General features: G+C 67.3%; 12 protein-coding genes. All 12 read left to right on the top strand.

Annotated elements, in window-relative coordinates; translation table 11 throughout:
* The first annotated feature begins 1,355 nt into the window (after positions 1-1,355).
* The 12 genes from ACFVT2_RS16995 to ACFVT2_RS16940 all read left to right on the top strand — a co-directional run bounded on the left by ACFVT2_RS16995 (position 1,356) and on the right by ACFVT2_RS16940 (position 14,115).
* Positions 1,356-1,874 (top strand): hypothetical protein, encoded by a 519-nt coding sequence (locus tag ACFVT2_RS16995; RefSeq protein ID WP_390017998.1) that lies wholly within the window; start codon positions 1,356-1,358, stop codon positions 1,872-1,874.
* Positions 1,871-2,344, top strand: a complete 474-nt coding sequence (locus tag ACFVT2_RS16990; RefSeq protein ID WP_390017996.1) for a GNAT family N-acetyltransferase — start codon at positions 1,871-1,873, stop codon at positions 2,342-2,344. Before ACFVT2_RS16995 ends, ACFVT2_RS16990 begins: the two co-directional genes overlap by 4 nt.
* 35 nt (positions 2,345-2,379) lie before the next feature.
* Positions 2,380-4,023, top strand: a complete 1,644-nt coding sequence (locus ACFVT2_RS16985; RefSeq protein WP_390018131.1) for an amino acid adenylation domain-containing protein — start codon at positions 2,380-2,382, stop codon at positions 4,021-4,023.
* Complete coding sequence (locus ACFVT2_RS16980) at positions 4,016-4,930, top strand: alpha/beta fold hydrolase (protein WP_390017994.1); 915 nt, start codon at positions 4,016-4,018, stop codon at positions 4,928-4,930. The genes ACFVT2_RS16985 and ACFVT2_RS16980 overlap by 8 nt, the downstream gene beginning before the upstream one ends.
* A 52-nt stretch (positions 4,931-4,982) precedes the next feature.
* Complete coding sequence (locus tag ACFVT2_RS16975; protein ID WP_390017992.1) at positions 4,983-6,683, top strand: AMP-binding protein; 1,701 nt, start codon at positions 4,983-4,985, stop codon at positions 6,681-6,683.
* Positions 6,674-7,366, top strand: coding sequence for a rhodanese-like domain-containing protein (locus tag ACFVT2_RS16970; RefSeq protein ID WP_390017990.1), 693 nt, complete (start codon positions 6,674-6,676; stop codon positions 7,364-7,366). The genes ACFVT2_RS16975 and ACFVT2_RS16970 overlap by 10 nt, the downstream gene beginning before the upstream one ends.
* A 46-nt stretch (positions 7,367-7,412) precedes the next feature.
* Positions 7,413-8,666 (top strand): NAD(P)/FAD-dependent oxidoreductase, encoded by a 1,254-nt coding sequence (locus tag ACFVT2_RS16965; protein WP_390017987.1) that lies wholly within the window; start codon positions 7,413-7,415, stop codon positions 8,664-8,666.
* A 46-nt stretch (positions 8,667-8,712) separates the two neighbouring features.
* Positions 8,713-9,696 (top strand): DMT family transporter, encoded by a 984-nt coding sequence (locus ACFVT2_RS16960; RefSeq protein WP_390017984.1) that lies wholly within the window; start codon positions 8,713-8,715, stop codon positions 9,694-9,696.
* A 190-nt stretch (positions 9,697-9,886) separates the two neighbouring features.
* Positions 9,887-10,441, top strand: coding sequence for a DUF3291 domain-containing protein (locus ACFVT2_RS16955; RefSeq protein WP_390017982.1), 555 nt, complete (start codon positions 9,887-9,889; stop codon positions 10,439-10,441).
* Positions 10,442-10,712: 271 nt separating this feature from the next.
* Positions 10,713-11,024: a hypothetical protein gene (locus ACFVT2_RS16950; protein ID WP_390017979.1), complete on the top strand. Its 312-nt coding sequence runs from the start codon at positions 10,713-10,715 to the stop codon at positions 11,022-11,024.
* On the top strand, positions 11,021-12,994 hold the full coding sequence (locus ACFVT2_RS16945) for a class I tRNA ligase family protein (RefSeq protein ID WP_390017977.1): 1,974 nt from the start codon (positions 11,021-11,023) through the stop codon (positions 12,992-12,994). The genes ACFVT2_RS16950 and ACFVT2_RS16945 overlap by 4 nt, the downstream gene beginning before the upstream one ends.
* A gap of 17 nt (positions 12,995-13,011) precedes the next feature.
* Entirely contained in the window at positions 13,012-14,115 is a 1,104-nt protein-coding gene (locus ACFVT2_RS16940) for an FAD-dependent oxidoreductase (RefSeq protein ID WP_390017975.1), read from the top strand.
* Positions 14,116-14,151: the final 36 nt, after the last annotated feature.

Raw genomic sequence — 14,151 nt, 5'->3', positions numbered from 1 at the left:
ACCTGGGTGCCGGGTGACCGGCAGCCGGCCTGCGCCCTGCGCGACCGTGAACTTCCCGCGCACCCGCGCCGCCCCGGGAGCGCCCCGCCGAGCCCCGCCGCCTTACCCCTGCCCGGATGCGTCGGGGGATTCGCAACGCCCGTGCGACCGCGCCCTGTTCGGCGTCCGCACCAAAACCGTCGCGGCCGGGACCGGGGCGACCTCCCGTGCTCGAAGGGCGCGCGCAGAGCCCGGCGTCATGACGTCGGTAAGACGGTCGAACGCGCCCCATTGATCAATGGGGCGTCAAGCCCCACGAAGTTAAACATCGTGTTAATACCCGCGGGAGTGGGCCCTGCGTGCACGCATCAGTGCGGGTGACGCGCAGGGCCCTCTCGCGGGCAGCTGGATCCTTACACGCACGATAATCAACCTGCAAGGTTCTGGGGCGTGTTGAGGTCCGGTAAATGTCCAATCCGTGGGACGCGATGGTGCATCTGCTTGCCAACTCGTGTTTCGGATCCCATTACTTGGGAACTCGCCCGCCAATGCTTGACATGATCCATCGGCCTCGAACTACAGTTGCACGAGTGTCGGCAGTTCGACCTCTGGCTTCTCCACTGTGAGGAGGGGTCGGCTTTCGTGGAGTGCAGCGATGGAGGGGGCTGTCATGAGGAGTCTCGCGGCGGATGCCGAGGCTATTGACAGCGCGTTTGCGGAAAGGGTTTGGGCTTTGCGAGTAAATAGCGAAGGGCGTGGCGCGGTTCTCTCGCGATGTCCATTGACTGTTGGACTCTGTAGAGTTTCTCGCCGGAATGAATGCTGATCCACTCCGGGCCGACTATCAGAGGTCGCAGTGCAATGCATTCCGCACTCCCCCCGAGGGGTTCCGCCCTTCGGGTTCGTTTGATGTCCCGCCATGGCCATTGCAAGGCCCCCTGAAGCGCATTTCCGCCGAGGTCGACCTCGCCTGCCGGCGGCGGCTCGCCGCCCGGTCGGCGACCGCCTGACCAGCAGCAATGACACCGACGACAGGAAGGGGGCCGCTCCGGCGCGGCCGGAGTCGGTGCACACCCGGGCATACCGGGAACGCCCGCGCACCCCGACCGGAAGGAGAAACGGGCATGAAGTCGAAAAATGGACTCCAGTGCAGTCGGTAACCAGACCTCAAGGCGTCTGAACGATTGCGTTCAATAGCGACCACATGCTTTGGCGGTCCCGGTCATTAGTGCTGAAACAGACAGAAGAGCAGCTTTCTCGTGGATCACCACTCTGGGTGCAACCGGAGAGATCCAGATCGAATTCCGCACGAGTCGTAAAGCGGATGAACGTGTTCCGCATCGACGATCTGAGGCAGTTCGGAGGCGAACGAGCGCATGGTGGAGACCCAACTATCCGAGGGCGAGGAACACCGTTATGCGAACCCGCTGACGTACTCGCCGCGCCTGGTCAAGGCGCTCCCGCCGGTGGAGGTGTCCGGCCGGACCCTGAAGGCGTACGGGATGTTCGCGGAGCCGGAGCGCTCCGCCACCCTCCCGACGCCGGAGTGGCTGCAGCAGCAGGCCGCCTCGGTGCTGAGCGAACCCCCACAACAGGGGGACCACCCCGTCGGCTTCCTGATCCTGCACTACGGAACGGAAGGCGACTACCTGCTGGTGAGCCAGTGGTACGACGCCAACATGCTCAAGCACTGGGTGCGCGGCTCGGCGGTCGACGCCGAGGGGAACAGCACGCTCACCCCCCTCGTCCAGCGCGACCTGATCGCCTGCGTCTGGGAGCTTGAGGTCATCAAGTTCGAGCGCGACGCCTGGGTCAACACCGTGTTGGCGCAGGGCCGGCTCGACCAGACCTCGCTCGACGCGTACCTGGGCACGACCTTCTCGGGGTGGGTATGAGCCGCGACATCAAGGTGCAGCCGATCGAGCCGTGCCACCTGGACGCGCTGCTGGCGCTGTGTCGCGAGCACGCGGCGTATGAGAAGGCGGAGTTCCGTGAGAACGGCCAAGTCGAGCGCTGGCGTTCGGCGTTGTTCTCGGAGCGGCCGGCGCTGTACGGCTGGATAGCGACGGATGGCGGGGAGCCCTGCGGCTTCATGACCGTCACCATCGACTTCGCCACCTGGGGCGCCGAACCGTTCGCCTACATGGACTGCCTGTACCTCCAGGAGCCGTATCGGGGGAGGGGGCTCGGCCGCACCTTCTTCGAGCGGCTGCGGGAGTTCTCCGTCGCGCACGGATGCGGCTGGGCCGAGTGGCAGACCCCTCCGCACAACGAGCTCGGCATCGGCTTCTACCAGCGCATGGGCGCCGAGTCCAAACCCAAGGTTCGCTTCCACTACGACGTTGAGGGGCGGGGCGTCTCGTGACGGAGACTTCTCTATCGGTGACATCGGAGCCTTCCATACCGGTGGCATCGCCGGCACCGCTGCCCCCGTGGTCGCTGGACGCCGCCGACCGGGCCCTACCGCCGCCGGCGCTCGGCGACCTCGTCCGAGCAGCGGCCGGCAACTGGCCGGACCGTCCGGCGCTTCACGACGGGCAAGTCGGCCTCACCTTCGCCGAGTTGGAGCGGCAGGCCCGAGCGCTCGCGGCCTGGCTGAGCGAGCAGGGCGTGGGCGCCGGGGATCGGGTCGCGATCCTGGCCGAGAAGCGCGCGATCATGCCGGTCCTGGCCATCGGGATCTGGAAGTGCGGCGCCGTCTACGTCCCGCTCGACGCCGCGCAGCCGGTCCCTCGACTGCGCGGCCTGCTCGGCCGCCTGCGGCCGCGGGTCGTGATCGCGCTGGACGACCGGGAGCCGGCGGTCGCCGACGTCCGCTGGGTGGGCCGGACGCAGCTCGACGCGGTCCTGTCGGGACCGGCCCCGGACCGGCCGGCCGTGGTGCAGCGGCCCGAGGACACGGCGTACATCATCTTCACGTCGGGGTCGACGGGAGAGCCGAAGGGCGTCGAGATCAGCGTCGACAGCCTGGTCGCGTACTTCGGGAACCACAACGAGGTGCTCCGGTTCACCCCGGACTCACGGGTCTTCAGCCTGTCCCCGTTCCACTTCGACGTGTCGATCGAGGACACGCTGCTGCCCCTGTCGCTGGGCGCGTTCGTCTACCAGTTCCGCGGCGTCCACGCCGGCGCCATCATGCGCGCGATCATCAAGCGCGAGCGGATCACGCACCTGATCGCGGTGTCCACGCTCCTGACCATGATCACGGAGAACGGGCGTCAGGTCACAAGGGAGAACTTCCCCTGCCTGCAGATGGTGATGACGGGCGCGGAGGTCTGCGACCCCGGTGTCATCAACGTCTGGAAGTACGGCATCCCCGAGGTGCGCGTCATCAACGTCTACGGGCCGACGGAGGCGACGATCGTCTGCGTCGCCCATGAGATCGAACGGGCCGACCCGGAGCGTACGAACTCGTACCCGATCGGCCGGCCCCTGCGCGGCGTGGCAGCACGGATCGTGGAGGACGGGGCCGAGGTCCAGGTCCACGAGCACGGTCGGATCGGCGAGCTGTGGATCGGCGGCGAGCAGGTGATGCGCGGCTACTTCGGTCAACCGGAGGAGACCGCCCGCCGCGTGGTCGAGGTGGACGGCGTCCGCTTCTACCGCACGGGCGACATGTGCAGCTATGACGAGGACGGCAACATCGTGTTCCGCGGCCGGAACGACGACGAGGTGAAGCTGGCCGGCCGCCGGATCCACCTGGGCGAGATCCGGCAGATCGTGCTGGGCGCCCCGGGCGTCGAGCGGGCGGCCGTCGCGCTGGTCCCGCGCCACGGCCACGACGTGATCGCCCTCGTGGTGATGGCACCGGATCGGGCGGTGGTGGCGGACGTGGAGAAGCTGCTGGCGGACCTGCTGCCCGAGTACATGCGCCCGGCCCTCGTTGCCTGGTCACCTGTGCTCACGGTGTCGTCGACGGGCAAGACGGACGAGAAGCTGCTGATGCGACGGCTCGCCGAGGCGGCTCAGGGGTCGAGCGCGACCCACTTCGCGCTGACGCCTGGTGGGGATGTCGAGCCCGTCGACGGGGACGGCGATGTCTGACACGGAAGCGCGGGCCCTACACGTCGAGTTCGGCCGCCTGGCCGCCGCCAGGAAGATCATGGCGGTGCGGGCGTCCACCGGCTCGCTCGCGGACGACCGGGTGAACGCCGAGCGTTGGATCGCGCGCTTCGGAAGCGTGGCCGAACCGGAGGACGGCGCGCCGGTCGACGCGGATGAGCACTCGGTGGTCATCCGGCCGGCACAGGAGGCCGCGGACAGCCCCCATGTCCTGTACATCCATGGCGGCGGGATGGTCTATTACTCGACGGCCGTCTTCCGACCTTTCCTGCGCACGCTGGCGGACACCCTGCACGCGCCGGTGGAGGCGTTCGACTATCTGAAGGCGCCGGAACACACCGTTGAGCAGTCGGTGGAGCGGCTGGGGAGGCATATCGCGGCGCGATGCCGCACGTTGGGGGACCGGCCACTCGTCATCGCCGGTGACAGCGTCGGCGGACTGCTCGCGCTCTACCTCAGCTTGCGCGTGCTGCCGGGGGTCTTCTCGCGCATCGTGCTGATCTACCCGGTTCTCGACCTTCAGACGGAACGCGAGTCCTACCGGACGTTCGGGGAGGGCTACTTCCTCGACAGCGGCAGCATGCGGCTCTTCAAGTCGCTACTGAAACCTTTCTTCTCGGGGCGCGACTTCGATCCGTTTGCCCTGTCGGAGAGCGATCTGGGGCGGCTGCCGGCCTGTTCGATCGTGACGACCGGCTGCGACGTACTCCGCGACGAAGGACTCGCCTGGGTGGGGCACCTGGCCGATCGGTCGGTCGGATTGCGCCATCAGCACTTCCCGGATCTCCCGCACGACTTCTGCCTGTATGTCGGAAAACTGGATTCAGCCAGGAATGCCGTGGACGAGATCGCCGGGACCGCATTTCAGCTTGCGGAAAGGCATGTTTAGTCGCCCACTGAATGTGCGGCGGCGGATTTATCGATTTGCTTGACGGGCGATAATGTCGGTCATTAAATTTGGCACGAGAAATGCGACTCGAAGGGCAGGATTGAGAGTGGTAGTCAAAGCTGAGTCGGTGGCATTGCCGCCATGGTCGATCGATCCTGCCGACGAGACCAGCCCGGCACCCGCTCTCGGTGATCTGTTGGTGGCTCCGGCCCTCAAGTGGCCGGACCGCACAGCGATCAACGATGGAGACGTCAGCTACACGTTCGCCCAGCTCGAGCAGGGCGCCCAGGCGGTTGCGGCCCGGCTGACCGAGCAGGGGGTCGGTGCGGGGGATCGCGTGGCGGTCCTGGCCGAGAAGCGCGCGGTCATGCCGATGCTCGCCATCGCCATCTGGAAGTGCGGAGCCGTCTACGCCCCGCTCGACGCCGCCGAGCCGGGGGCCCGACTGCAAGGACTGCTCACGCGTCTGCAGCCGGCGGTCGTGATGTCGCTGGATGACCGGGACCCGATCGCTTCCGCCGGCGGCTGGCTGGGCCGGGAACAACTCGCCGCGATCCTGTCCGGGCCGGCGGCGACTCATTCCACCGTGCCCCATCGACCGGAGCAGGCCGCGTACATCATCTTCGCCTCCAGTCCGACTGGTGAGCCGCAAGGTGTCGAGAACAGCGCGGACGGCCTCCGCGCCTATTTCGGCAACCACAACCAGGTGCTCCGCTTCACGTCGGATTCTCGCGTTCTGAGCCTGTCTCCCTTTCATGTCGATGTGTCGATGGAAGACACGCTGCTCCCCTTGTCGCTGGGAGCCTTCGTCTATCAATTCCGCAATCTCCCCGCCGGTGCCGTCATGCGCGCCGTACTCGGCCGTGAGCGCATCACGCATCTGATCGCGGTCTCGATGCTCTTGGCCATGATTACCGGGGATGGGCGTCAGATCACCCGGGCCAAGCTGCCCGGCCTGGAGACGGTGATGACGGGTGCCCAGGTGTGCGACCCCGGCGTCATCAACATATGGCGACAGCAACTACCGGAGACCCGCGTCCTCCACGCCTTCGGCCCGCCCGAGGCCACCATCTTCTGCTTGACCAACGAGATCGGGCACGAGGATGCGGAACGCACGACCGCGTATCCCATCGGCCGACCGCTGCGGGGCATGGACGCGAAGATCATGAAGGATGGGGTCGAACTCCATCAGCCCGGCGTGCAGGGGGAGCTCTGGGTCGGCGGCGAACAGGTGATGCGCGGCTACTTCGACCACCCCGAGGAAACCGCCCGGCTCGTCATCGATCTGGACGGGACGCCGTACTTCCGGACCGGGGACATCTGTAGCTACGAGCCGGACGGCAACATCGTGTTCCATCGTCACGACGACGAGGAGATCACGTGGTTGGCGGGCCGCCGTACCCACCTGGGTGAGATCCGTCGGGCTGCCCTGAGTTGTTCCGGCGTCGACCGGGTGACGGTGGCCGTGATCCAGCGCAATCGTCGCGACGTGGTTGCTCTCGTCGTCGTGTCGGAGGCCCGACGGGCGGTAGCCGACACAGAGGCGCACCTGCGCAGTTCGCTGCCCGACTATATGCGTCCAACCCTGTTGGTCTGGTCGCCTGCTGTATCCGCCACATCGACTGCGGAGACCGATGAACGTCAATTTGTTCAACGGCTCACGACAGCAGCTCAGCAGTCGAACTCCAACTATTTCGCACTGTCGGCCGATGGCGCCGTCGAGCCTATTGAGAAGGTGGAGCCATGTCTGTAGCGGTGAAGGATAAGGTCGCCGAAAACCTGGAGGCGGCGCTGGGCAAGCCGGTGGACCTTGACCCGCTGCCCGACGATACGGCGCTCAACACCCTTGGTCTGGACTCCCTCTTGACCATCAGTGTCCTGGTCACGCTCCTGGAGGACTGCGGCGTCGACCTGGGAGAGCATGCAGACTCGCTGGTCACTCCGAGTACCCTCGGCGATCTTTTTGCCATCGCCGACCGGTTCATGGGAGACCAGGACTCGACCTCGAATGAGAGTGACATGTCCCGAGAACAACGATCGCAGTTGGACTTCTACCAGGAGAAACTGGCCTATGAGATCGACTCTGCGGATCTGAAGGCGGCTCTCGAAGACGGCCAGGAGCTGGTCGTCGTCGACGGTCGGAGCAGCGAGTCCTACGAGATCGAGCATATTCCTGGCGCGATCAGCATTCCGCACCGCTCGATCTCTCAGGATTCACTGGCTTCTCTCTCCAAAACACCGCTGTACGTCGCCTACTGCGATGGCATCGGCTGCAACGCCTCCACCAAGACGGCTATCAAACTGGCGACCTTGGGCTTTCGGGTCAAGGAGCTGATCGGTGGCCTGGATTGGTGGAAGCGGGATGGCCATGCCACCGAAGGACGGGCGGCTCAATGCGATGCCGCTGCCCACGTCGACTGCGGGTGTGCCGGCTAGGTAGCGGGGAGAGAGTCAGCCCAAGCAGAGAGATGGTAGTCGACCTGTGAGTACTCTGAAGTTCGACCAGTCGCAGTTGGACGTCGCGGTGGTGGGTGGGAGCATCGCCGGCTGTGCCACCGCAATCCGCTTCAGCCAGATGGGTTATCGGGTCGCAGTCTTCGACAAGAAGGCAATGAACGACCAGTCCCATAAGCGGCTCTGCACCCATTTCATTCAGCCGCACTCGGTGCCGATACTGGCCGAGCTCGGGCTGGCCCACCTCTACGAGCCTGCCTGGTCGGTGCCCACCAAGGCCATCTTCGTCACGCCCGGGGGTGTGGTCGAGGGGCCCGGGGGCTATTACTCCGAGCAGCCGGATTCCTACGCGCTCAATCTGGAACGGCGTGTGCTCGACCCCGCGTTGAGAGCAGCCGCGCGGAAGCAAGGCGTCCAGTACATCGACTCCACCACCGTGGAGAAAATCGAAGAAGACGAATCCGGCTGGATCCTCGATACGCGCAGCGAGACCGGATCCCACCGCTTCCGGGCCCGTCTGGTGGTGGCCGCGGACGGGCGTCGTTCGCGGTTGGCCAAGGAGCTCGGCAACCCGACCGAATCTCGTCCGAACGAGCGCGCAGCCCTCTTCGGTTATTTCTCGGGGATCAAGACTCGGCAGGACAATCGCTCGGTCTTCATCATGAACGAGCGGGACCTGGCCTGTGTCTACCCGCTCGTCGAGGGCAGGACCCAGCTCGTCCTCTTCGCGGACAAGTCGCGGGTCGAGGGATGGCACGGCGCGGACGGCCGGCTCCAGGAGTTCCTGAACTACTTCAATGACCTGCCGGACGCGCCGTCGGTATCCGATGCGGTCCCGGAGACGGGTCTGCTGGGATACAGCGACTATCCGAGCCAGATCCGTCAGCCGGTCTTGGGCTCGATCCCCTTCGTCGGAGACGCGGCCCTGTCGCTGGATCCCATGAGTGGCGTCGGTTGTGGATTCGCGTTGGTGTCGGCCGATCTACTGGCTCGCTCATTTGCCGACCGGTCGTTGGCCAAGGCTGATCTCGAAGACGGATTGGCCGAGTACCGGAAGCAGTTCGAAGACGTCATCCTCCCGCATGCCGAGGGCATATACGGAGACTCTCTCGTCGAAAAGAACGAGGCGTCCCGGCGGAGGATGTTCCAGGCTATCAGCGGCAATCAGGAGCTGAGCCAGAAGTATCTGGCCCTCACCGGCCGCATGCTGATGCCAGGAGAGTTTCAACGAGACCTCATGCGTGCGCTGATGACCCGAGGTGCCGCTGGTCTCAAACGCTAGCCCGCCCCCCATACGGCCTGTAGAGTCAAGAAACTGTGATACGCGTATGACTAAATCTCCGTCACTTCTCATCGGGGTACTGTGCGGCATTAGCGCCAACCTGGTCTGGGGTCTGGCATTTCTGATCCCAGTGCTGCTCCCCACCTCGGACTCCGTCGCACTCGCGCTGGGACGGTACCTCTGCTTCGGAGTGGTATCGGTCGGCATCATGATCTTCACGCGCGGCGCCGGGATGCGCGGCTTGGATCGGAAAGTCTGGCTCACGGCCCTGGCGTTCGCATTCGCCGGCCACCTGGGCTACTACTTCTTTCTGGTGCAGGGGATTACTCACGCCGGGTCGCCCATCTCGACAGTGATCATCGGAACGCTGCCGGTGACCGTCGCGCTGACCGGCAACTGGGTCCGCAAGGAGTTTCCGTTCTCGCGCCTGCTGCTGCCGCTCGGATTCATCACGGTCGGTCTGGTCCTGGTCAACCTCAAGGAGGTTGACTGGGGAACCGCCTTCAGCGGTCACACCGGAACGACTTGGGTGATCGGTATCGCGTCGACGCTGACGGCACTCGGCTTGTGGACGTGGTACGCGGTGGCCAATGCCAACTTCCTCAGAAGGCACCCGGAGATCTCGTCGTACAACTGGTCCACGCTCATGGGCGTGTGCGCGCTGGCACTGTCATTGGTCGCCCTGCCGGTTGCTACGGTCTCTGGCGGCATACACATCGACCGAGCGGGCATCTTCCCCATCATTATCGGCAGTCTGGTTCTCGGGGTGCTCGTTTCATGGGTCGGAACGGTACTCTGGAACCGTTCCTCGGGATTGGTGCCGATTTCCATCGCGGGGCAGCTCGCCGTCGTCCAGATGATTTCTGGATTGATCTATGTCTTCGTGTGGTCTCGCCATATGCCACCGGCGTTGGAGCTGGTTGGAATCGCACTGCTCATCGGCGGCGTGTTGTTGGCCATCCAGCGTACTCGCAAGGGTCGTGCGGAGGCCGAAGTCAAGCTCGCGGAGAAAGCCGAGTTGGCTTCATAGGCGGAATCTGGCCGGCTCCACGGAATGCCCCCGGGCGCGTTGATCGCCGAGTGCGATCCGGACTGGCTGCAACTGTTGCGCCAGCTGAGTGTGGAGAGTCGAGGGTTGACCGCCGGGGGGCTGCGAAGACGGACAGCGATCTGTGGGGCCAATACCCGGCAAGGTACAGATAAGGGGAGGACAGAGACTGATGTCGCGCGTTGCGTTCACGACTTTCGCGATCCTGAAGAAGCCGTACGGGAATGCTGAGGTTCAGGAGTTCGACGACCTGACGCCGCCCACGTTCGAAGAAGCGGAAGGCAGCCCGGGATTCATCGCTCGGGCGAAAGAGGACCCTGGCCAGAGCCATCTCACCAACTTCGAGCGGGACTGGGGAGAGTGGGGCAAGTTCGACGTTCCGCGCTTCTACACGGGCGGCCGGACCAACGAGACCGACAGCCGTGCTTCCACCCTGTCGCTGTGGAGCGATCTGGAGTCCGTCTTCTCCTTCGTCTACACGGGCCTGCATCGCAGCACGTTGAGCAGGCGGCACGAGTGGTTCCTCAAGCCCGAGTGGCCCAGCTACGCGATGTGGTGGGTCGCCGATGACGCCATCCCCACCTGGTCGGACGCCTGTAGTCGGCTGGAGCACCTGCACGACAACGGTCCGAGTCCCACCGCGTTCAGTTTCCGCCAGGCTTTCACCCCCGACGGCGCTCCGACTCGGGTGCGCGGCATGGCCGAGGGACGAAAGGCCGGCGCCTGATGCGTGCGGACCGTTCCGCGCTGCTTTCCCCCTGACCGTCGGCGCCGCGTCGTGCTTGGCCAGGTCGGACTCCAGCCGGGCGACCTTCTTGCGCGGCCGCTCCAGCTCCGCCTTCTCCGCGATCCAGCCGCCCTCGACCTCCTGGGCCGTGACCGTAAGGCACTCGGCTTCCCGCACGGCATGACGCACGCGGAGGTCACGTTCACCTCGCGCGGACCGGTGGCGATCGAGAGCGACGGACGCCGCGGTCGGGCGCGAGGGCGTGGGCGCAGTGCGCATCCACCGCTGCCGCCCTGAGGAGGACTGCACTCTCACCGGGCTCGACCTGCCACGCCCCGACCAGGACGCGGCGCTGATCGAAGCGGTGCCGCCGGCACGGGTGGGCACCGAACTGCGCCGTCAACCCGCCGCGTACACGTCGCGCTTCGCCTACCTCATCGCCGCAGGAGCTGGCCTCGAAGACCGCACGGCTCGTCTCGACCGTCCAGAACAGGCCGTCCGCTTGCACAGCGGGCCCGCAGTCCGCATCGCCAGCGCGCCGAGCTACCTCATCCATCCCACACCACCCAGGGGTTTTCTGTGATCACGCGTGCCTTCGACAGGTCGGCGATGAGCTGGTCCTACGAGATGCACCTCCAACCCATGCTGTCCGCCGCCGACATCGAGGGGCTGCCGTTCGGGTCCGTCTTCGGCAGCGTCCCTGCGCACACCGTCTCGAAGCGACACGCCCACCAGGACGGCGAGATGTTCATCGTCCTGGCCGGCACGGCCTTCGTCGTGCTCGGGGACGAGGAGCGTGAGCTGGGACCCGGTTCGGTCGTCCACCTGTCGCCCTTCGGCTTCCACGAGATCCGCAACGAGTCCGATGAGGCGTTCGACATCGTCTCGATCTACTGGGAGCACATCCCGAGCGCCGTCAAGGTCCTTGAGCAAGCCCCTCCGCGCGACGGGTTCCCCGAGCGGATGCTGGTCTTCTGCCCCCCGCCCACCCCCAACGGCGGCCTGCACCTGGGCCACCTCGCGGGCCCGTACGTCCGCGCCGACATGCTGGTGCGCGCGCTGCGCAGCATGGGCCGCGACGCCCGGTACATCACCGGCACCGATGACCACCAGTCGTATGTCGCCGCCGCCGCGCGACTGCGCGGTACGGAACCGGCCGACGTGGCCACGGCCGAAGGCGACGCCATCCTGGCGACCCTGCGCGCGGCCGGCGCCGGCGGCGACCGGCTCACCCGTCCCGCCGGGGACCCGGAGCACGCCGACCGGATCCGGGAGCTGCTCGCCAAGGTGGCCTCCTCGCCCGCCGCCACCGAGGAGGAGCGGGAGACGGCGTACTGCCCGAAGTGCGACCTGTCGCTGCACCAGGCCTTCGCACGCGGATGCTGCGGGCACTGCGGCGCAGCCAGCGACGGGGAGATCTGCGAGGCCTGCGGTCGGCCCAACGAAGCCCGGGAGCTCACCGACCTGCAGTGCCGGATCTGCGGCACCGCGGCCGTCACCCGCCCGGAGCGGGCGCTGTGGCTGGACCTCAACGCCTACGCCGAACAGTTGCGGGGCTACCTGCGGAACTCCTACACCTCGCCCGACCTCCAGGCACTGGTGGAGCGACTGCTGGACGAGGGGCTGCCCGCGTACCGGCTCGGCCGAACCACCGAGTGGGGCGTCGCCCTGGCGGACGGCCAGGCCCTCGACGCCTGGGCGGACCTCGCGCTGACCTTCCTGGACGCTGCCCGGGCCGAGTCCGAGCAGGGCGGTCCGGCGAAGATCACGCTCTTCCTCGGCTACGACAACAGCTTCTACTACGCGGTCCTGTTGCCGATCCTGGCCTTCGCGGCCGACCTCGCCGACCACCTGCCCACCGCGTTCGTCACCAACCAGTTCCTGCACTTGGAAGACGCGAAGTTCTCCACCAGCCGGGGCCACGCGGTCTGGGCCGACGACGCGCTCGCCGCGGCGGGACCGGACGCCGTCCGCCTGGCCCTGCTGCGCAACGCCCCGGAAGGACGCGTGACGCGGATCAGTCAGGAGCGCGCCGGCGAGCTCGCACAAGACCCGCTGTACCGCAACGCTCGGGAGTGGCTGGGCGGCTTCGCGGCGCTGACCGAGGAAAGCGACGGCCAGGTGCCGGGCACCGGTGCCTGGACCGACGCGCACCGCGAGTTCTACCGCTACCTCAATCTGACCACCCGTCAACTCGATGGCCTGCTGCTCCCGGAGTCGTTCAGCGCGCGGGGATACGTCCACCTGCTGGAGTCCTTCGTGGCACGCGCCGCGGAGTTCCGGGCGACGGAGGAGGCGCTGCGCCGGGTTCCGTCACTGGCGGAGGAGGCGCGCACGAGCCTGGCCCTGGAGTACCTGGCGGCCAAGGTGTTCGCCGCGCTGGCCTGGCCGGTCACCCCCGAGCTGGCCCAGCAGGTCTGGGACTGGCTGGGCCTGCCTGCACAGCCGGTTCGCGAGGCCGACTGGTCCTTCCTGCCGTCCGGCACCCGGTGCGTGTCAACCGCGCCCGACCTCACCACGGTTGCTGTCTCCGCTGTGGGCGAGCGATCGTGAGCCAGGTCGGCTCGGCAGTGCCCCCTCGCAGTACGGATTTACCCGCCAGTGCGGACGTCGTGGTGGTGGGCGCCGGGATCACCGGTGCCTCCCTCGCGCACCACCTGGCACGCCGGGGTGTGTCCGTCGTCGTGATCGAGCAGTCACCGCAGTCGGGTACGGGGGCCACCGGCCGCTCCGGCGGCATGGTGCGTGCTTACGACCCCGACCCGGCGATCGGGGAACTGGCGCTGCCGAGCCTGGCCACTTACCGGGACCCCGGGTCCTGGGCGTCGGGGCAGGCCCCGCTGCACGCCGTCGGCGCCGTGACCGCGGCCCACCCCGACCAGGGGCCCGCCCTCCGGGAGGCCGCCGGGCAGCTCAACGGCGCGCTGGGTACCTCGGCGCACGTGGTGGCGGAGTGCGACGAGGCGGCGGGGATACGCCTGGCCGGCGGCGTCGCCCTCGTCGAGCCGGAGGCGGGCTGGGTGGCACCGGCGGAGGTCACCGCCGACTGGCTGGTACAGGCACGCGCCGACGGCGCCGTGGTGTGCCACGGAGTGCGCGTGCGGGCAGTGGAGGCACGTGGCGGACGCCCGGCGGTGCGCACGGACGCGGGCGTGGTCAGTGCCCGGGCCGTGGTCGCGGCGGTCGGGCCCTGGGCGGCCGACCCGGTGCCCGGGTTGCGGCCGGCCTCGCCGGTCCGCTCGCGATCGATCCAGGTGAGCGTCGTCGAGCGCCGCCCTCCTGCGCCGGCCCATGCGACCTTCGTCGACCTGCGCACCGGGCTGTACGCCAAGCCGGTCGGCGCGGACCGGACGTTGATCGGTATGCCGCACCTCGTCTGGGACTCCCCCTTCGACGCGCAGCCGGACCCCGCGCACGCCCAGGCCACCGTTTCCGCGCTCACCGCCCATTTCCCGTGGCTCACCACAGCGGTGCACCTCAGCACGGTCCGCGCCGCGGACGCCTACGGTTCGCCCGGGGTCGGCGGGCCGGCGTCCGGGCTGCTGGAGGGCACTGGCGTGCCGCACGTGTGGTCGGTGCGGGGCTGGAACGGCAGCGGTGTCAAGACGGCACCGGAGGCCGGCCGCCGCATCGCGGACGCGTGCGTGGCCGACGCCTTCTCCGACGTCGCCTGACAGCCGCCCGATCGGCGGCACCCGCACCCCCATCGG

It is taken from the genome of Streptomyces sp. NPDC058000 (assembly GCF_042886435.1).
In the GTDB taxonomy this organism is placed as follows: Bacteria; Actinomycetota; Actinomycetes; order Streptomycetales; family Streptomycetaceae; genus Streptomyces.
The sequence above is the reverse complement of the archived record's forward strand: the minus strand, read 5'-3'. Positions and strand labels throughout refer to the sequence as shown.

Bases quoted from the DNA above. Each gene is read 5' to 3' on its own strand.
- ACFVT2_RS16995 (WP_390017998.1), top strand. From the start codon at position 1,356: ATGGTGGAGACCCAACTATCCGAGGGCGAGGAACACCGTTATGCGAAC.
- ACFVT2_RS16990 (WP_390017996.1), top strand. From the start codon at position 1,871: ATGAGCCGCGACATCAAGGTGCAGCCGATCGAGCCGTGCCACCTGGAC.
- ACFVT2_RS16980 (WP_390017994.1), top strand. From the start codon at position 4,016: ATGTCTGACACGGAAGCGCGGGCCCTACACGTCGAGTTCGGCCGCCTG.
- ACFVT2_RS16975 (WP_390017992.1), top strand. From the start codon at position 4,983: ATGTCGGTCATTAAATTTGGCACGAGAAATGCGACTCGAAGGGCAGGA.
- ACFVT2_RS16970 (WP_390017990.1), top strand. From the start codon at position 6,674: ATGTCTGTAGCGGTGAAGGATAAGGTCGCCGAAAACCTGGAGGCGGCG.
- ACFVT2_RS16960 (WP_390017984.1), top strand. From the start codon at position 8,713: ATGACTAAATCTCCGTCACTTCTCATCGGGGTACTGTGCGGCATTAGC.
- ACFVT2_RS16955 (WP_390017982.1), top strand. From the start codon at position 9,887: ATGTCGCGCGTTGCGTTCACGACTTTCGCGATCCTGAAGAAGCCGTAC.